At 72.6% G+C, this 13,026-nt stretch carries 17 protein-coding genes; 9 read left to right on the top strand and 8 right to left on the bottom strand.

Annotated features, from left to right (window positions below; genetic code table 11):
* Positions 1-18: 18 nt before the first annotated feature.
* Positions 19-330, bottom strand: coding sequence for a sulfurtransferase TusA family protein (locus ACFYW1_RS12490; RefSeq protein ID WP_388990695.1), 312 nt, complete (start codon positions 328-330; stop codon positions 19-21).
* 199 nt (positions 331-529) lie between these two features.
* Between ACFYW1_RS12490 and ACFYW1_RS12485 the strand changes: the two genes are divergently transcribed.
* Positions 530-1,804: an MFS transporter gene (locus ACFYW1_RS12485; RefSeq protein ID WP_388990693.1), complete on the top strand. Its 1,275-nt coding sequence runs from the start codon at positions 530-532 to the stop codon at positions 1,802-1,804.
* Between the two features lie 30 nt (positions 1,805-1,834).
* Here the strand turns inward: ACFYW1_RS12485 and ACFYW1_RS12480 are convergent, their stop codons facing one another.
* Positions 1,835-2,953: an FAD-dependent oxidoreductase gene (locus ACFYW1_RS12480; protein ID WP_388990691.1), complete on the bottom strand. Its 1,119-nt coding sequence runs from the start codon at positions 2,951-2,953 to the stop codon at positions 1,835-1,837.
* 54 nt (positions 2,954-3,007) lie between these two features.
* Here ACFYW1_RS12480 and ACFYW1_RS12475 point away from each other — a divergent pair, with 54 nt between their 5' ends.
* Entirely contained in the window at positions 3,008-3,700 is a 693-nt protein-coding gene (locus tag ACFYW1_RS12475; RefSeq protein ID WP_388990689.1) for a TetR/AcrR family transcriptional regulator, read from the top strand.
* A gap of 69 nt (positions 3,701-3,769) precedes the next feature.
* On the opposite strand, the gene ACFYW1_RS12470 is transcribed toward ACFYW1_RS12475, so the two are convergent.
* A complete protein-coding gene (locus tag ACFYW1_RS12470) occupies positions 3,770-5,905 on the bottom strand; it encodes an MMPL family transporter (protein ID WP_388990687.1) in 2,136 nt (711 codons plus the stop codon).
* Between the two features lie 102 nt (positions 5,906-6,007).
* Between ACFYW1_RS12470 and ACFYW1_RS12465 the strand changes: the two genes are divergently transcribed.
* Both ACFYW1_RS12465 and ACFYW1_RS12460 read left to right on the top strand, forming a co-directional pair.
* Entirely contained in the window at positions 6,008-6,514 is a 507-nt protein-coding gene (locus tag ACFYW1_RS12465; RefSeq protein ID WP_388990685.1) for a MarR family winged helix-turn-helix transcriptional regulator, read from the top strand.
* A gap of 92 nt (positions 6,515-6,606) precedes the next feature.
* Positions 6,607-7,515 (top strand): aminoglycoside phosphotransferase family protein, encoded by a 909-nt coding sequence (locus tag ACFYW1_RS12460; RefSeq protein ID WP_388990683.1) that lies wholly within the window; start codon positions 6,607-6,609, stop codon positions 7,513-7,515.
* A 102-nt stretch (positions 7,516-7,617) separates the two neighbouring features.
* On the opposite strand, the gene ACFYW1_RS12455 is transcribed toward ACFYW1_RS12460, so the two are convergent.
* From ACFYW1_RS12455 to ACFYW1_RS12440, 4 genes are all read right to left on the bottom strand, one after another.
* On the bottom strand, positions 7,618-7,881 hold the full coding sequence (locus ACFYW1_RS12455; RefSeq protein WP_388990795.1) for a hypothetical protein: 264 nt from the start codon (positions 7,879-7,881) through the stop codon (positions 7,618-7,620).
* A 121-nt stretch (positions 7,882-8,002) separates the two neighbouring features.
* Positions 8,003-8,215 (bottom strand): DUF397 domain-containing protein, encoded by a 213-nt coding sequence (locus tag ACFYW1_RS12450; protein WP_388990681.1) that lies wholly within the window; start codon positions 8,213-8,215, stop codon positions 8,003-8,005.
* Positions 8,216-8,428: 213 nt separating this feature from the next.
* Complete coding sequence (locus ACFYW1_RS12445) at positions 8,429-8,641, bottom strand: DUF397 domain-containing protein (RefSeq protein ID WP_388990679.1); 213 nt, start codon at positions 8,639-8,641, stop codon at positions 8,429-8,431.
* Positions 8,641-9,480, bottom strand: a complete 840-nt coding sequence (locus tag ACFYW1_RS12440; protein ID WP_388990677.1) for a helix-turn-helix domain-containing protein — start codon at positions 9,478-9,480, stop codon at positions 8,641-8,643. Before ACFYW1_RS12440 ends, ACFYW1_RS12445 begins: the two co-directional genes overlap by 1 nt.
* A 93-nt stretch (positions 9,481-9,573) precedes the next feature.
* On the opposite strand from ACFYW1_RS12440, the gene ACFYW1_RS12435 reads away from it, so the two are divergent.
* Genes ACFYW1_RS12435 through ACFYW1_RS12425 form a run of 3 tightly spaced genes read left to right on the top strand, consistent with a single transcriptional unit; the run spans position 9,574 to position 10,522 of the window.
* A complete protein-coding gene (locus tag ACFYW1_RS12435; RefSeq protein WP_388990675.1) occupies positions 9,574-9,834 on the top strand; it encodes a hypothetical protein in 261 nt (86 codons plus the stop codon).
* Positions 9,835-9,836: 2 nt separating this feature from the next.
* The gene (locus ACFYW1_RS12430) at positions 9,837-10,091 is read left to right on the top strand and encodes a hypothetical protein (RefSeq protein WP_388990673.1); all 255 of its coding nucleotides are present in this window, start codon (positions 9,837-9,839) and stop codon (positions 10,089-10,091) included.
* Positions 10,088-10,522 carry a hypothetical protein gene (locus ACFYW1_RS12425; protein WP_388990671.1) on the top strand — a complete coding sequence of 145 codons (435 nt, stop codon included), beginning with the start codon at positions 10,088-10,090 and terminating at the stop codon, positions 10,520-10,522. Before ACFYW1_RS12430 ends, ACFYW1_RS12425 begins: the two co-directional genes overlap by 4 nt.
* Positions 10,523-10,576: 54 nt before the next feature.
* Here the strand turns inward: ACFYW1_RS12425 and ACFYW1_RS12420 are convergent, their stop codons facing one another.
* Positions 10,577-11,359, bottom strand: a complete 783-nt coding sequence (locus ACFYW1_RS12420) for an SDR family oxidoreductase (RefSeq protein WP_388990669.1) — start codon at positions 11,357-11,359, stop codon at positions 10,577-10,579.
* Between the two features lie 141 nt (positions 11,360-11,500).
* On the opposite strand from ACFYW1_RS12420, the gene ACFYW1_RS12415 reads away from it, so the two are divergent.
* Both ACFYW1_RS12415 and ACFYW1_RS12410 read left to right on the top strand, forming a co-directional pair.
* Positions 11,501-12,088 carry a TetR/AcrR family transcriptional regulator gene (locus ACFYW1_RS12415; RefSeq protein ID WP_388990667.1) on the top strand — a complete coding sequence of 196 codons (588 nt, stop codon included), beginning with the start codon at positions 11,501-11,503 and terminating at the stop codon, positions 12,086-12,088.
* Positions 12,089-12,170: 82 nt separating this feature from the next.
* On the top strand, positions 12,171-13,010 hold the full coding sequence (locus ACFYW1_RS12410) for an arylamine N-acetyltransferase (RefSeq protein ID WP_388990665.1): 840 nt from the start codon (positions 12,171-12,173) through the stop codon (positions 13,008-13,010).
* Positions 13,011-13,026 lie beyond the last annotated feature (16 nt).

The following is a 13,026-nucleotide window of genomic DNA, read 5'->3' as shown; positions in this document are numbered from 1 at the left end:
TCCCCGGCCCGCGCGGCCTCACAAGGCCGACGGGGCGGCCGGATGCCAGGGTGCGTCGGCCCGGGTGGACAGCGCATCGGCGGCCAGCCGGAGCGCGTACACGGGCTGCTCGACGCCGGGGACGGGACCGAGGTAGTCGTGGCCGGTCATGTGGCACCAGGCGGGCAGGTCGAGCGGGGCGGCCGGGTCGGTGGCGATGACGTGGACGACGGTGCCCGGCTCCGCGCCGTCGATCTGCTTGCGCAGCCGCAGCAGGAGGGTGACGCAGAGCAGGCCGGTGCCGTCGACGGTGAGATCCGGCGCGGGGGTCTCGGGAATCTCGGGGTTCATGGGACTCATCGGCGGTGGGCGAAAAGGGCGGGGGACGGATGCCACCGGCGGAGCGGGACCGCACGACCGGTGATGCCTCCCATGATGCCGAAGACCCACAACCTTCCGTGGCCCCACCCCTCCCCGACGTCCCGGTCCCCCACCATCTGACAGGTCGTCACTGGACCTCGACCAACTGGAGGGCCCTACGGTCGCGGCCATGGCATCACCCGGCATCACGAAAACCACCGCTTCCCCTTCCGCGCGCACCGCTCTCCCCCGGCCGTACCTGTACTGGCTCGCGGGGACCCGGGTCTCCCTGGTCGGTGACGCGGCCCTCCACTTCGCGCTCGGCTGGGCGGCCAGTGCTCACGGCGGCCGGACGGCCGCCCTGGTGCTGACCGCGATCACGCTGCCGCGGACCCTGTTCCTGCTGCTGGGCGGGGCGGTGGGCGACCGCTTCGGCGCCCGGCGCATGATGATCACCGGCGATGTGGCGATGCTCGCGACCGTACTCGCCCTGGCCGTGGCGGCCCGGCTCTGGGGGACGCCGCCCTGGATGCTGGTCGGGTTCGCCGTCGTGGTCGGGACCGTCGACGCGTTCTACCTCCCCGCGACGGGCTCCATGCCGCGCCGCCTGGTGAGCGGGGAACAACTCCCCCGGGCCATGGCCCTGCAACAGGCCGGTGGCCAGGTGGCCGCCCTGCTCGGGGCCCCGCTGGGGGCGGTGCTGGTGGCGATGGCGGGCCTGAGCGGGACGGCCCTGGTCGACGCGGTCAGCTTCGCCGCCGTCCTGGCCGTCATGGTGTGGGTGCGGCCGGTGGCCGGGGCCGGCAGGTCCCCCCGCGCCGGGGGTCTGCTCGCGGGGATCGCCGACGGGGTGCGGACCGCCGCGACGGACTCCGTCCTTCGAGCCGCGCTGCTGCTGACGGCGGCGGCCGCGGCGGGGCTGCTGCCGGCGATTGCCCTGCTCGGCCCGCTGCTGGCCCGTTCCGACGGCTGGGGGCCGGGCTCGGCGGGCCTGGTCGCCGCGGGCCAGGGTGCCGGAATGCTGCTGACCGCGTTGGTGGCCGCCCGGCTGGGGCCCATGCGCCGGATCGGCGTGGGCGCGAGCCTGGGCCTGGCGCTCGCCGCGGCGGGGCTGGCCGGACTCGCGGCGGCCCCGGTCCCCGCCGCGGCCGTCGCCTCGGCGGGGGTCGTCGGTGCGGGGTCGGGCATGTTCGCGTGCCACATGGGCCCGCTGGTCCTGGCCAGCGCCCCGGACACCCACCTGTCCCGGATCCAGTCGCTGCTGACGCTCGTGCAGAGCCTGGCACTGGTGGTGGCGAACAACGCGCTGGGCTGGTTCGCGCACGCGGCCGGGGCCAGGAGCGCGATCGCGTTGTGCGCCGTCATCGGCTGCGCGGCCGGGATCACCGGTATGGCCTCGCCCGCGCTGCGGGGTCTGCGCCGGGCCCCGGAGGTGGACCGGACCGAATCCCCCGTGGCGCCGTGACGGGCCGCCGGTGTTCCCGCGCCCGGCCGGTCAGACCGGCTGGACCCGGTCGAACAGGGCGAGGGCTTCGGCGGGGTCCGGGCTCACGAGGCGTTCCAGACCGGCCGTCGTGATCTTCGCCCACCGGGCGGCCCGCGCCCACATCCGTTCCTCGAAGGCGCGCACCGCCTCGTCCAGGTCTCCGGGGCCGGCGGCGACGGCCTCGGCGAGTTCGGCGCCTTCCAGCATCGCGAGGTTCGCGCCCGCCCCCAGCGGGGGCATCAGATGGGCGGCGTCGCCCAGCAGCGTCACCCCGGGGACGTGGGTCCAGGTGTGGGACACGGGCAGGACGTGAAGGGGGCGGTGGACGAAGGCGGTGCCGTGGCGGAGGAGTTCGAGGACGGGAGCGGCCCAGCCGTCGAACAGCGCCAGCAGGCTCGACCGCACGGCTTCGACGTCGGCCGGGTCCAGGTCCGCGGGCCGGTCCAGCGGGGCGCGGAACTGGGCGTACACCTTGACGTGGCCGCCGCTGTTGCGCTGGGCGACGAGCGCCCGGTTCACCCCGTACACGGCCATGGAGCCGTCGCCGATCAGCCGGGCGAGGCCGGGGTGGCGGGTGTCGACGTCGTCGAGGGAGGTTTCGACGTAGGTGACGCCGGTGTAGTGCGGCGTCACCGGGGAGACCGCCGGGCGGGTCCGGGACCGGGCGCCGTCCGCGCCGACCACGAGGTCGAACGTCTCCTGCCGCCCGTCCGCGAAATGGACCGCCGTGCCCTCCCCGGCCCCCGGCACCACCTTCGTCACGCTCCGCCCCCACTGGACGTCGAGAGGGCCGAGCAGCAGGTCGCGGAGTTGCCCGCGGTCGATCTCGGGATTGGCCCGGTCGTCCGGACGGGGCCGCCAGTCGCGCAGCACGGTGCCGTCCGTGTCCAGGATGCGCATGGCCTGCCCCTCGGGGCGGGACAGCGCCCGGAACTCCGTCAGCAGCCCCGCCTTCTCCAGCGCGAGCTGGCCCAGCCCCTCGTGCAGGTCCAGCGCACCGCCCGGGGGACGGGCGTCGGGGCCGGGCTCGCGTTCGAGGACGGTGACGGGGTGGCCGTGGCGGTGCAGGACACGGGCGAGGGCAAGACCTCCGGGGCCGCCCCCGATGACAGCGATACGACGTCTCATGGCGATACACTGTATTCCTCCAATACGATGTATCGCAGCAGGACGGTGTGAATCATGAGTGTGTGGGACCGGCCGGAGCCGCCGACCCGCCCCGTGCCGCTCGACCGGGAGCGGATCGTCGAGGCGGCCATCGCGCTGGCCGACGGGGGCGGACTGGACGAGGTGTCGTTCCGCAAGGTCGCCGCCCGGCTGAGCGCGGGCCCGATGCGGCTGTACGGGTACGTCTCCACCAAGCAGGAGCTGTTCGACCTCATGCTGGACGAGGTCTACGCCGAGATCCTCCCCCCTCGGCGGCCCGCCGACTGGCGCGAGGCGCTGCGCACCCTCGCCCACCGCACCAGGGACGCCGCCCTCCGCCACCCGTGGCTGGCCGATCTGCTCGGCGGCCGCCCGGCCCTGGGCCCGAACGCCCTCGCCGTGGGCGAGGCCGCGCTGTCCGCCCTGGACGGCCTCACCGACATCGACACCGCCATGCGCGCGGTGGAAACCGTCAACTCCTACTCCACCGGCGCGATCCGGCGCGAGATCGCGAACCTGCGGGCCGAGCGCGCCACGGGCCTGTCGAAGCACGACTGGCAGCGCGCCGCCGGCCCGCAGCTGACGAGGATGCTGGCCACCGGCCGTTTCCCGGCGCTGACCAGGGCCGTGCACGACGGCGCGGACGTGGACGCCGGGACGGCCTTCGCGACCGGTCTGGACTGGGTCCTCGACGCCGTGGCCGCCAAGACCGCCCCACCGCCGGCCTGACGCCCCGGCCCGGGCCCGGGGGCGGGCGGGCGCGGCTCCCGGGGCGGAGCCGCGCCCGCTCCCGTCACGTCACCGGCGCCCCTCCTCGGCTGGCCCCGCCACGTCCTCGCGGGCCAGGGCGCTGGGCCACCAGGCCCGGGCGCCGATGTCGAGCACCAGCGCCGGGACGAGGAGCGACCGGACCACGAGGGTGTCGAGCAGGACGCCGAAGGCCACGATGAAGGCGATCTGCACCAGGAAGGCCAGCGGGATCACCATCAGGGCCGCGAAGGTGGCGGCGAGCACCACCCCGGCCGAGGTGATCACTCCCCCGGTCGTGGTCAGCCCGCGCAGCACCCCCTGCCGGTTGCCGTGCGCCAGCGCCTCCTCCCGCACCCGGGACATGAGGAAGATGTTGTAGTCCACGCCGAGTGCCACCAGGAACACGAACCCGTACAAGGGCACGGAGGCGTCCGTTCCGCCGAAGCCGAGAAGGTGCTCGAAGACGAGTGTCGAAACCCCCAGCGTCGCCAGGAAGTTGAGCGCGACGGTCGCCACGAGCAGGACCGGGACGAGCAGGGAGCGCAGCAGCAGGACCAGGATGAGCAGGATGACGCCGAGCACGACGGGCACGATGAGCATGCGGTCGCGGGCGGCCGTCTGCTGGGTGTCGTACTGCTGCGCCGTGTACCCGCCGACCAACGCGTCGGCCCCCGCCACCGCGTGCGTGTTCGCGCGCAGCCGGGCCACGGTCTCCTTGGCCGCGTCGCTGTCCGCCGCGGCGTCGAGGGTGGCGTCGATGCGGACCCGCCCCTCGACGACCAGGGGTTCGCCGGCCCCCGGGCGTCCGGACGCGGAGACCGCACCGGCCGACGCCACGCCCTCGGTGTCCCTCGCCGCCGCCAGCACCCGGGTGGCGTGGTCGGCGTCGGCGATGATGACGGCGGGGTTGCCGGAGCCGCCGGGGAAATGCTCCCCGAGCGTCTTCTGGGCGGAGACCGAGGGCGCCTCGTTCACGAAGATCTCGTCGAGGGGAACGCCCTTCGCCGACAGGGAGGGCGCGAAGGCCGCGAAGACGCCGAGCACGATCGCGGTCGTCACCCAGATGCGGCGGGGCCGGGCGTCGACGACGGCCGCCACCCGACGCCACACCCCCTGCCCCTTGCCCGACGGGTCCGAAGTCTCCGGCGAACCGGGGGAGTTCGCCGCCTTCGGCCGGGAGGGCCAGTACGCGGCCCCGCCCAGCAGCGCCAGCGCGGCGGGCAGGAAGGTCAGGCTGGAGAGGACCGCGCACACGATCCCGACGGCGCCGACCGGCCCGAGCGCACGGTTGTTGGTGAGGTCGCTCGCGAGCAGGGCCAGCAGGGCGAGGGCCACGGTGGCCGCGCTCGCGGTGATCGCGCCGAACGACCGGCGCACGGCGGCCAGCGCGGCCGATGCCCGGTCCTCCCGCAGGACGAGTTCCTCGCGGAACCGCGCGGCCAGCAGCAGCGCGTAGTCCGTCGCGGCGCCGATAACGAGGATGGAGAGGATCCCCTGCACCTGGCCGTCCACCCGGACCACGTCGTGGTCGGCCAGGACGTAGACGATCCCGCACGCGAGGCCCAGCGCGAAGACCGACCCGAGGATGATCAGCAACGGCAGCAGGACGCTCCGGTAGACCAGCAGCAGGATCAGCAGCACGGCGGCCAGCGCCACGCCCAGCAGCAGGCCGTCGATGCCCGAGAAGGCGTCCGACAGATCGGCCTGGCTCGCCGCCGGTCCCGCGATCCGCGCCGTGGCGCCCTGAACGCTCCGGGCGGCCCCGTCCACCTCGCCCAGGACGTCCGGCAACGCGTCGCCGAGGCCGGGTTCCAGCTGGACGACGGCCTGCAACGCCCGCCCGTCCTCGGAGGGCAGGGCGGGCGACGGCGTGCCGACGACCCCCGGCCGCCCCACGAGACCGCCGATCGCACGGGTGGCCGCGGACCGCTGAGCGTCGGTGATCCGGCCGCCGTCCGCCGTCCACACGACGATCGCGGGAAGGGTCTCCGCCTGGTCGAACGCCTCGCGGGCCTTGAGCACCTTGGTCGACTCCGCGCTCTGCGGCAGGAACGCGGCCTGGTCGTTGGTCGCGACCTCGCCGAGCTTGCCCGCGTACGGCCCGAGCGCGCCGCCGACCCCCAGCCATACGACGAGCAGGACGAGCGGAACGAGCCACCGGACCCGGCGCGGTGTGGTTCTCATGACAACCCCAAGCTTCACGATCGAGAAGTCGATGCAAAAAAGTCGGCCAAGAAAGGTCGATCACAAAGTATCTCAATGATTGAGAGATTCTATACTTGGGTCATGCACGGGACCAGCGACCCCACACTGCCCACACCGCCCGGGAACGACCCGACGGGGTTGCAGTCCTTCGCCGTCCTCCTGCGGCGGATGAACAGCGAGTTCAACCGGATCTCCCATGAGTTCGCCCAGTCCCAGGGACTGCACCTCACCGACATGCAGGCCCTCGTCGCGCTGCTCGACGCCGACCCCGACGAGGGGCCCATGACTCCCGGGCGGCTGCGCCGGCAGCTCGACCTCACCTCCGGCGCGGTGACCGCGTGCCTCGACCGGCTGGAGAAGGCGGGGCACATCCGGCGCGTTCGGGCCGAGGACGACCGCCGCGTCGTGCATCTGCACTACGAGGAGGCGGCGAAGAGCATCGCCCGGGACTACTTCCGGCCCCTGGCCCGCGGCACCGAGGCCGCCCGCGCGGGGTTCGGTCCCGACGAGTTGCTGGTGGTCGCGCGGTTCCTCACCGAGCTGAACGGCGAACTGGCGTCGCTGCGCAGCGACTCCCCGCGCCGGTGAAGGCGCGGGCCGAGTTCCATCGGGACGTCGGCCCCGCGGTCACGGGCCGAAAGTCGGTGGTTTCCTGCTCCCCCGGCGACGAGACTTCCGGCGTGACGCTTCACGAGAACGAGATCCCGGCCGACGAAACACTGGTCCGGTCGTTGCTGGAGGCACAGCGCCCGGAATGGGCCGGCCTGCCGTTGTCGCCCGCGGGCGCGGGCACGGACAACACCATGTACCGGCTGGGCGACCACCTGCTCGTACGGCTTCCGCGGACCGGCGACACCAGCCGGTCCGTGCGGAAGGAACAGAAGTGGCTTCCCCGCCTGGCGCCCTTCCTCTCCTGCCCGATCCCCGAACCCGTCCACGCCGGGACGCCCACCGACGCCTTCCCGCTGGTCTGGTCGGTCCACCGCTGGATCGACGGTGACGACGTCGGTCCGGACACCGTCCGGGACTGGGCCGGCCTCGGGAGCGACCTGGCAGCGTTCGTGCAGGAGCTCCACCGCGTCGACCTCATGGGGGCGACCCGTGCGGACGGACTCGACTGGTACCGCGGAGGCAGCCTCCGGCCGTGCGACCCGTGGGTCACCAAAAGTCTCGACGCCTGCCGGACCGCGGCGGATTCCGGACTCGACGTCGACGCCCTGGAACGGTTGTGGCGGGCCGCGCTCGCACTGCCCGAGCCCTCGGGGCCCCAGGTGTGGCTGCACGGCGACCTCAAACCGACCAACCTCCTGGCCAAGGAGGGCAGGCTCCACGCGGTCATCGACTTCGGAGGGCTCTCGATCGGCTTCCCCGACGCCGAGCACGCCCCGGTCTGGGACCTGCCGCCACAGGCCCGGCACGCCTACTGGGACGCCATGGACCTCGACGGGGCGACCTGGACCCGCGCCCGCGCCTGGGCCGTCGCGGTGGGCGTCAGCGGAATCTCCTACTACCGGGACACCTTCCCCGCCTTCGTCGCCGAATGCCGGGCACGGCTCCGGGCGATCCTCACCGACTCCGACGCGCGGTGAAACGGAAACGCCCGCTCGACCGAAGCGCGACAGGTGCCGCCCACGGCACCGGCCGGCCTGCGGCTTCGACCGGGCGGAGCACGACACGGGCGCCCCGACCGGTCACAGACCGGTGACCTCCCCGGCCCTCCTGAGTACGGAGTCGAGCGCGCCCACCACACCGTCGCGCTGCCTCGCGCGCGCCGCCCGGTCAGCGGGCACCAGCCGCGCGGCGGCCTGCACGGCGTAGGCGTCCGGGTCGCCGAAGGCGGTCCGCGGGTCCTCCCCCGTATCCGCGCAGTGGGTCGTGACATCCTTGACCGCCTTGAGCACGACTGCCCGGTCCACGCCCGGCTGCATGGCCAGCCGCACCTGGAAACGCGCCATCCACTTCTCGCGGTCCTTCTTCGTCACGTGCTCTCCCCGGTGATCGGCAGCCGTCCGTCATGGGGTTGGACGCCGGATCATCGAAGCGGGTTGCCGGATCACACGATCCGAACCCGACAGGTCAGACGGCGCCGAACTCTCCGGCCTTGACGCCCGCCACGAACAAGGCGAACGAGGCAGCGGGAACGGCCAGCACCGGGCCGTGCGGAACCTTCGAATCACGGACGGGGACCATGCCGGTGACGGACGCGTGCGCCGGGGCCCACTCGACACAGGAACCACCACCACCGCTGTAGGAGGACTTGACCCAGAGGAAGGATTCAGTCGTGGTCATCACGGTCTCCCTTTCATGACTGGTTGCCTCACGGCCCTGGAGGCCGCGTCGCGTGCCAGGTGCCCTCCGGCCCGGCGCGACAAACCGACAACGGCCCCCTACGACCTGAACTCGACAGTGCAGGCCCGTAGTTGTGGCCCGTCACGGAAAACGGCAACGCCCCACCATGTACCAGTGGGGCGTTGCCGGATCGCATGCTCTGAACCCGACAGGTCAGACGGCGCCGAACTCTCCGGCCTTGACGCCCGCCACGAACAAGGCGAACGAGGCAGCGGGAACGGCCAGCACCGGGCCGTGCGGGTCCTTCGAGTCTCGGACGGGGACTATGCCGGTGACGGACGCGTGGGTCGGGGCCCACTCGACACAGGTCCCGCCATTGCCACTGTAGGAAGACTTGACCCAGAGGAAGGTGGGGGAATCGGTCATCAGGGGGTGCCCTTTCGTACCTCGTTGATCATGGCCACGGATTCCGCCTGGGAGAGCGCCGCGGCCTGTAGCTGATGGTAGGCCCTCACCAGCGGCAGTACGGAAGTCAATTCCCTGTCCAGGTGCCCGTTGCTCTGGGACTCCACGTAGGACATCACGGAGCGATCGGGCATGGTCAGCAGATTCACCTGCCGACTGAACGGGCACCGCTCGCCGATGGAATAGGGAGCCAACTGGAGCACGGTGTTCGGCTGTTCGGCGAAATCGATCAGATGGGCCAGCTGTCGCTCCATGACCTCGCGCCCTCCGATCAGGCGGCGGATGCAGCTCTCGTCCAGGACCACGATCAGCATGGGCGGAGTGCGTCGCACCAGGGCCGCCTGCCGCTCCACCAGGGCCTCGACCCGCTCCGCCGCCTGCTCGGGGGTGAGCGTCCCCCGCTTCACGTTGCCTTCTTCCATCGCCGCCGCATACTCCGGCGTCTGAAGCAGACCAGGAATCACTCCCAGGTCGAACAGCCGGATCTCCGCCGCGTGGCTCTCCTGACCCAGATACTCCGGGAAGCCTTCCAGCAGGCTGCCGTGCCGGAGCTCTCCCCAGGCACGTTCGAACGATTCCGTGGTCGCAGTGAACCCGAAGACGGTGTCAAGACTGCGCGAGAAACGGAGCGTTGGCGGTTTACGACCAGTTTCGACGGCTGAGATGTGCCTGCCCGAGTAGCCCACCAGGTCCGCGAGTTCGTCCTGCTTCCAGCAGCGCGCCTCGCGTGAGCTGCGTAAGCGTGCACCGAAGGCCGCTTGCGGACTTGCCTCGGGGTTCAGCGCCTTGATGTTTACCAACGTGCCCTCCGTTTATGGAACGTTGAAGACGACTCGACCCTAGGCCACGCTGAGTCCCCTTGGTAGCGGAACCGTTACGGAGAGGAGTCGTCCGTGCCCGAAGAGAATACCGCCGCACATCGGCAAGAACCCCCACAAGTCCCGCCCCCCGGAACACTCTTGGTGGATACCGGCCACCGGAACCGGGTGGGTGAGTTCCAGGGTGTGGCCGGTCCGTACTGGTCGTTACGGCCGGTGTGCGGCGGGACGGAGTGGGAGGCCGAGCCGGCGAACGTCCGGGTTCCGGAGCCCATGGAGCGGTTGCGGGCCGAGATCGCGCGGTGCAATGCCCGCAGCGCGGGGCGGATTCTGTGAGCGTGCGCAGGTTCCGGTTCGTGAAGTGGGTGCTGCGGCCCGACACCGAGCCCGACGCACCGCCGGTCACCCACCGGTTCCGGTGCGTCGCGCTGGATGATTTCGACGACGAGTGCGGGGCGCATTCCGCCGCGTTCACCGACCCCTCGCGGGCGCAGGAGTGGGCGTTCGGGCACTGGCGGGCCAATCCCGATCACACCGGTTTCGCCGAGACGGTCGAGCGGCCGTGGGTGATGTGGATGGACGGCCCCGCATGAACACCGAGATCAACGGGCCTGTGCAGCCGGGGAGTTATTGGTGCGAGGCCGTGGCGGAGGGGCCGGTGTACGGGGTCGGGCGCACGGCCCGGTACGTGCTGGGGACCTTCCGGACCATCTCGCCCGTGCTCGCGGTGCGGTGGCTGGGCGGGCAGGCGCTGTGGATCGTGGACCGGCTCGACCCCGACCCCCACCGCTCCGCCTGGGTCCAGCCCTCCATGCGCCTCCCCCACACTCCCGGCCCCGACCACAGCGCCGAGCTCCGCGCCTGGTACCGGGACCAGCAGGGCCAGCGCGCCGCCCACGCCCACCTCAAGAACGGCCACCCGCTCCTCGTCGTCGTCCCCGACGCCGACTGCACCTACACCCTCTCCGTACGGCCCGATCCGGAGCGGGGCACCGCCGGGCTCCGGCGGCGCCCGTCGCCCTGACACCTGCCGGAGCCATCCGGCGTACAGGCCATCCGGCGCACAAGAGGGTGGTGTTCAGGCGGTCTTCACCGATCCGCCGTCGATGATGTGGTCGGCGCCGGTGGTCGCGGCGGCGAGCGGCGAGGCGAGGTAGGTGACGAGTGTCGCGACCTCCTCGGGTTCGACGAGCCGGTCGATGAGCATGCCCATCGCCGCCGGGAGCCCGGCCAGGAGGTCGGCGTGCGGGATGCCCATGGACTCGGCCAGCTCCGCGCCGTAGCCGGTGGGGCTCTCCCACATGGCGGTGCGGACCGGTCCGGGCGAGACGGTGTTGACCCGGACGCCCTGTGGACCGAACTCCTGGGAGAGGGCCTTGCCGAACGCGGTGAGCGCCGCCTTGGCCGTCGTGTAGGGGATCGGGCCGCCGTGGGGAACCCGGGCGCCGATGGACGACACATTGACGATCGCGCCACGGGTGGCCAGCAGGGCGGGCAGGGCGGCGCGGGTGACACGGACGGCGGCGAGGAAGTTCAGGTCCACCACCTCCGCCCACTGGGCGTCCGTCACGTCGAGGAAGCCGCCGCTCAGTCCGCCGTCGCCGCCGCCGACGTTGTTGACCAGGATGTCGATGCCGCCCCGTTCGGCCGTGGCGCGGGCGACGACGTGCCCGGCCCCGGCGGGGTCGGAGAGGTCCACCACCACCGGTGTCGCACCGGTCGCCGCCAACTCCGGGGTCACCGTGCGGGCGGCGGCGACGACGTGCGCGCCCTCGGCGGTCAGAGCGCGGACGACGGCCAGCCCGATGCCCCGGCCGGCGCCCGTGACCACAGCGGTCTTGCCGTTCAGGTTCATGTCCATGAAGCATCCCCATCCGTAAACGCGTCACTTTCGATGCGGAAAACCTAGAACATGCGACACTTCTGTCGCAAGTTGCTGTCGAGGTGACACAGCCGCGTACCATCGTTCGGGAACCCAGCCGCACGGAAGGACCCGCACCCGATGGCACTGCCCGCCTCCCCGAAACCGCTGCGCGCCGATGCCGAGCGGACGGTGCGCGCGATCCTGGAAGCCGCCGAGCGCGTGCTGTCCGAGAACCCGGCGGCACCGATGGAACGGATCGCGGAGGCCGCCGGGGTCGCCCGGACGACCGTGCACCGGCGGTTCGCCTCGCGGGAGGCCCTGATCACGGCGCTGGCCACCTGGGCGACCCAGCAGTTCCACGAAGCCGTCGAGGCCGCCCGGCCGGACACCGCGCCGCCCGCCGTCGCGCTCTACCAGGCCACCGCGAACGTGCTTCGCGTGAAGGTGAGTTGGGGATTCGCGATGGGTGCCTTCCCCACCGACGCACCCGAAGTCGCGCGCGTGCACGCCGAGGTGACGGCCCGGTGCGCGCAGTTGTTCACCCGGCTCCGCGAGGACGGACTGCTGCGGCCCGACACCGATCCGGACTGGGCGCGGCGCGTCTACTACGCCCTCATCCACGAGGCGGCGGCCGAGGCCCCGGACACCGACGCGGACGTGGACGCCCTCGCCACCCGCGTCGTCGACACCCTGCTGCACGGCCTCGGTACGCGCCCCGCCCCGTGACCCGGCTCCGGGGGAAACCGGGTCCGGAGGGCGGCGGTGCCCACGATTATGCTGATCACCTGTTCGAATAACGGGGGGACGCATGATCGACGTCAATGGGTATCTGGCCGTGCTGGGGGTGGCCCGGCCGACGGCCCCGACCGCCGACGCGCTGCGGGCACTGCACCGGGCGCAGGTGGAGCAGGTCGCCTACGAGAACCTCGACATCCATCTGGGGCGGCCGACGGGCATCGGCGCCGCGGAGTCCACGGCCCGGATCGCGCGCGGGCGCGGCGGCTACTGCTTCCACCTCAACGGAGCCTTCGCCGCACTGCTGACGGCCCTCGGCTACGACGTCACCCTGCACCGGGCCGGTGTGCAGACCACCCCGGCCGCGCCCGCGGGCGCGGCCGGCAACCACCTCGCGCTCACCGTGCGGCTCGACGGCGAACGGTGGCTGGTCGACACCGGGCTCGGCGACGGACTGCACGACCCGCTGCCACTGCGCGAAGGCAGCTACGTCCAGGGGCCGTTCACCTACGCGCTGACCCCCTCGGTGGCGGAGCCCGGCGGCTGGCGGTTCGTCCACGACCCCCGCGGCTCGTTCACGGCGATGGACTTCGCGCCGGACCCCGTGGAACTGTCCTCGTTCGCCGCGGAGCACGTCCGGCTGTCCACCGCGCCCGACTCCGACTTCGTCCGGGTCCTCACCGCCCAGCGCCGCGACGCCGGGGGCGTGGACGTGCTGCGCGGCCGGGTGCTGCGGCGGATCCACGCCGGGGGCACGGACGAGCGGACCATCGACTCGGCCGACGAGTGGTACGCCGTACTGACCGGCCTCTTCCGGCTGGACCTGACCGACGTCGACGCCGCCGGGCGGGCGGAGTTGTGGCACCGCGTCCACCTCGCGCACCGGGCGTGGGAGGCCGCGCGGCAGGGCTGAGGGACACGCCCGGCCC

Origin of the sequence: Streptomyces sp. NPDC002669, from assembly GCF_042889165.1 — a bacterium.
Taxonomy (GTDB): domain Bacteria; phylum Actinomycetota; class Actinomycetes; order Streptomycetales; family Streptomycetaceae; genus Streptomyces.
Note: the sequence above shows the minus strand (reverse complement) of the source record. Positions and strands in the feature narration are given on the sequence as shown.

Excerpts from the sequence above, each read along its gene's own strand:
- ACFYW1_RS12425 (WP_388990671.1), top strand. The coding sequence starts at position 10,088 with ATGAACACCGAGATCAACGGGCCTGTGCAGCCGGGGAGTTATTGGTGC.
- ACFYW1_RS12490 (WP_388990695.1), bottom strand. The coding sequence starts at position 330 with ATGAACCCCGAGATTCCCGAGACCCCCGCGCCGGATCTCACCGTCGAC.
- ACFYW1_RS12445 (WP_388990679.1), bottom strand. The coding sequence starts at position 8,641 with ATGACCGATTCCCCCACCTTCCTCTGGGTCAAGTCTTCCTACAGTGGC.
- ACFYW1_RS12480 (WP_388990691.1), bottom strand. The coding sequence starts at position 2,953 with ATGAGACGTCGTATCGCTGTCATCGGGGGCGGCCCCGGAGGTCTTGCC.
- ACFYW1_RS12465 (WP_388990685.1), top strand. The coding sequence starts at position 6,008 with ATGCACGGGACCAGCGACCCCACACTGCCCACACCGCCCGGGAACGAC.
- ACFYW1_RS12475 (WP_388990689.1), top strand. The coding sequence starts at position 3,008 with ATGAGTGTGTGGGACCGGCCGGAGCCGCCGACCCGCCCCGTGCCGCTC.
- ACFYW1_RS12485 (WP_388990693.1), top strand. The coding sequence starts at position 530 with ATGGCATCACCCGGCATCACGAAAACCACCGCTTCCCCTTCCGCGCGC.
- ACFYW1_RS12455 (WP_388990795.1), bottom strand. The coding sequence starts at position 7,881 with ATGGCGCGTTTCCAGGTGCGGCTGGCCATGCAGCCGGGCGTGGACCGG.
- ACFYW1_RS12420 (WP_388990669.1), bottom strand. The coding sequence starts at position 11,359 with ATGGACATGAACCTGAACGGCAAGACCGCTGTGGTCACGGGCGCCGGC.
- ACFYW1_RS12450 (WP_388990681.1), bottom strand. The coding sequence starts at position 8,215 with ATGACCACGACTGAATCCTTCCTCTGGGTCAAGTCCTCCTACAGCGGT.
- ACFYW1_RS12415 (WP_388990667.1), top strand. The coding sequence starts at position 11,501 with ATGGCACTGCCCGCCTCCCCGAAACCGCTGCGCGCCGATGCCGAGCGG.
- ACFYW1_RS12410 (WP_388990665.1), top strand. The coding sequence starts at position 12,171 with ATGATCGACGTCAATGGGTATCTGGCCGTGCTGGGGGTGGCCCGGCCG.
- ACFYW1_RS12470 (WP_388990687.1), bottom strand. The coding sequence starts at position 5,905 with ATGAGAACCACACCGCGCCGGGTCCGGTGGCTCGTTCCGCTCGTCCTG.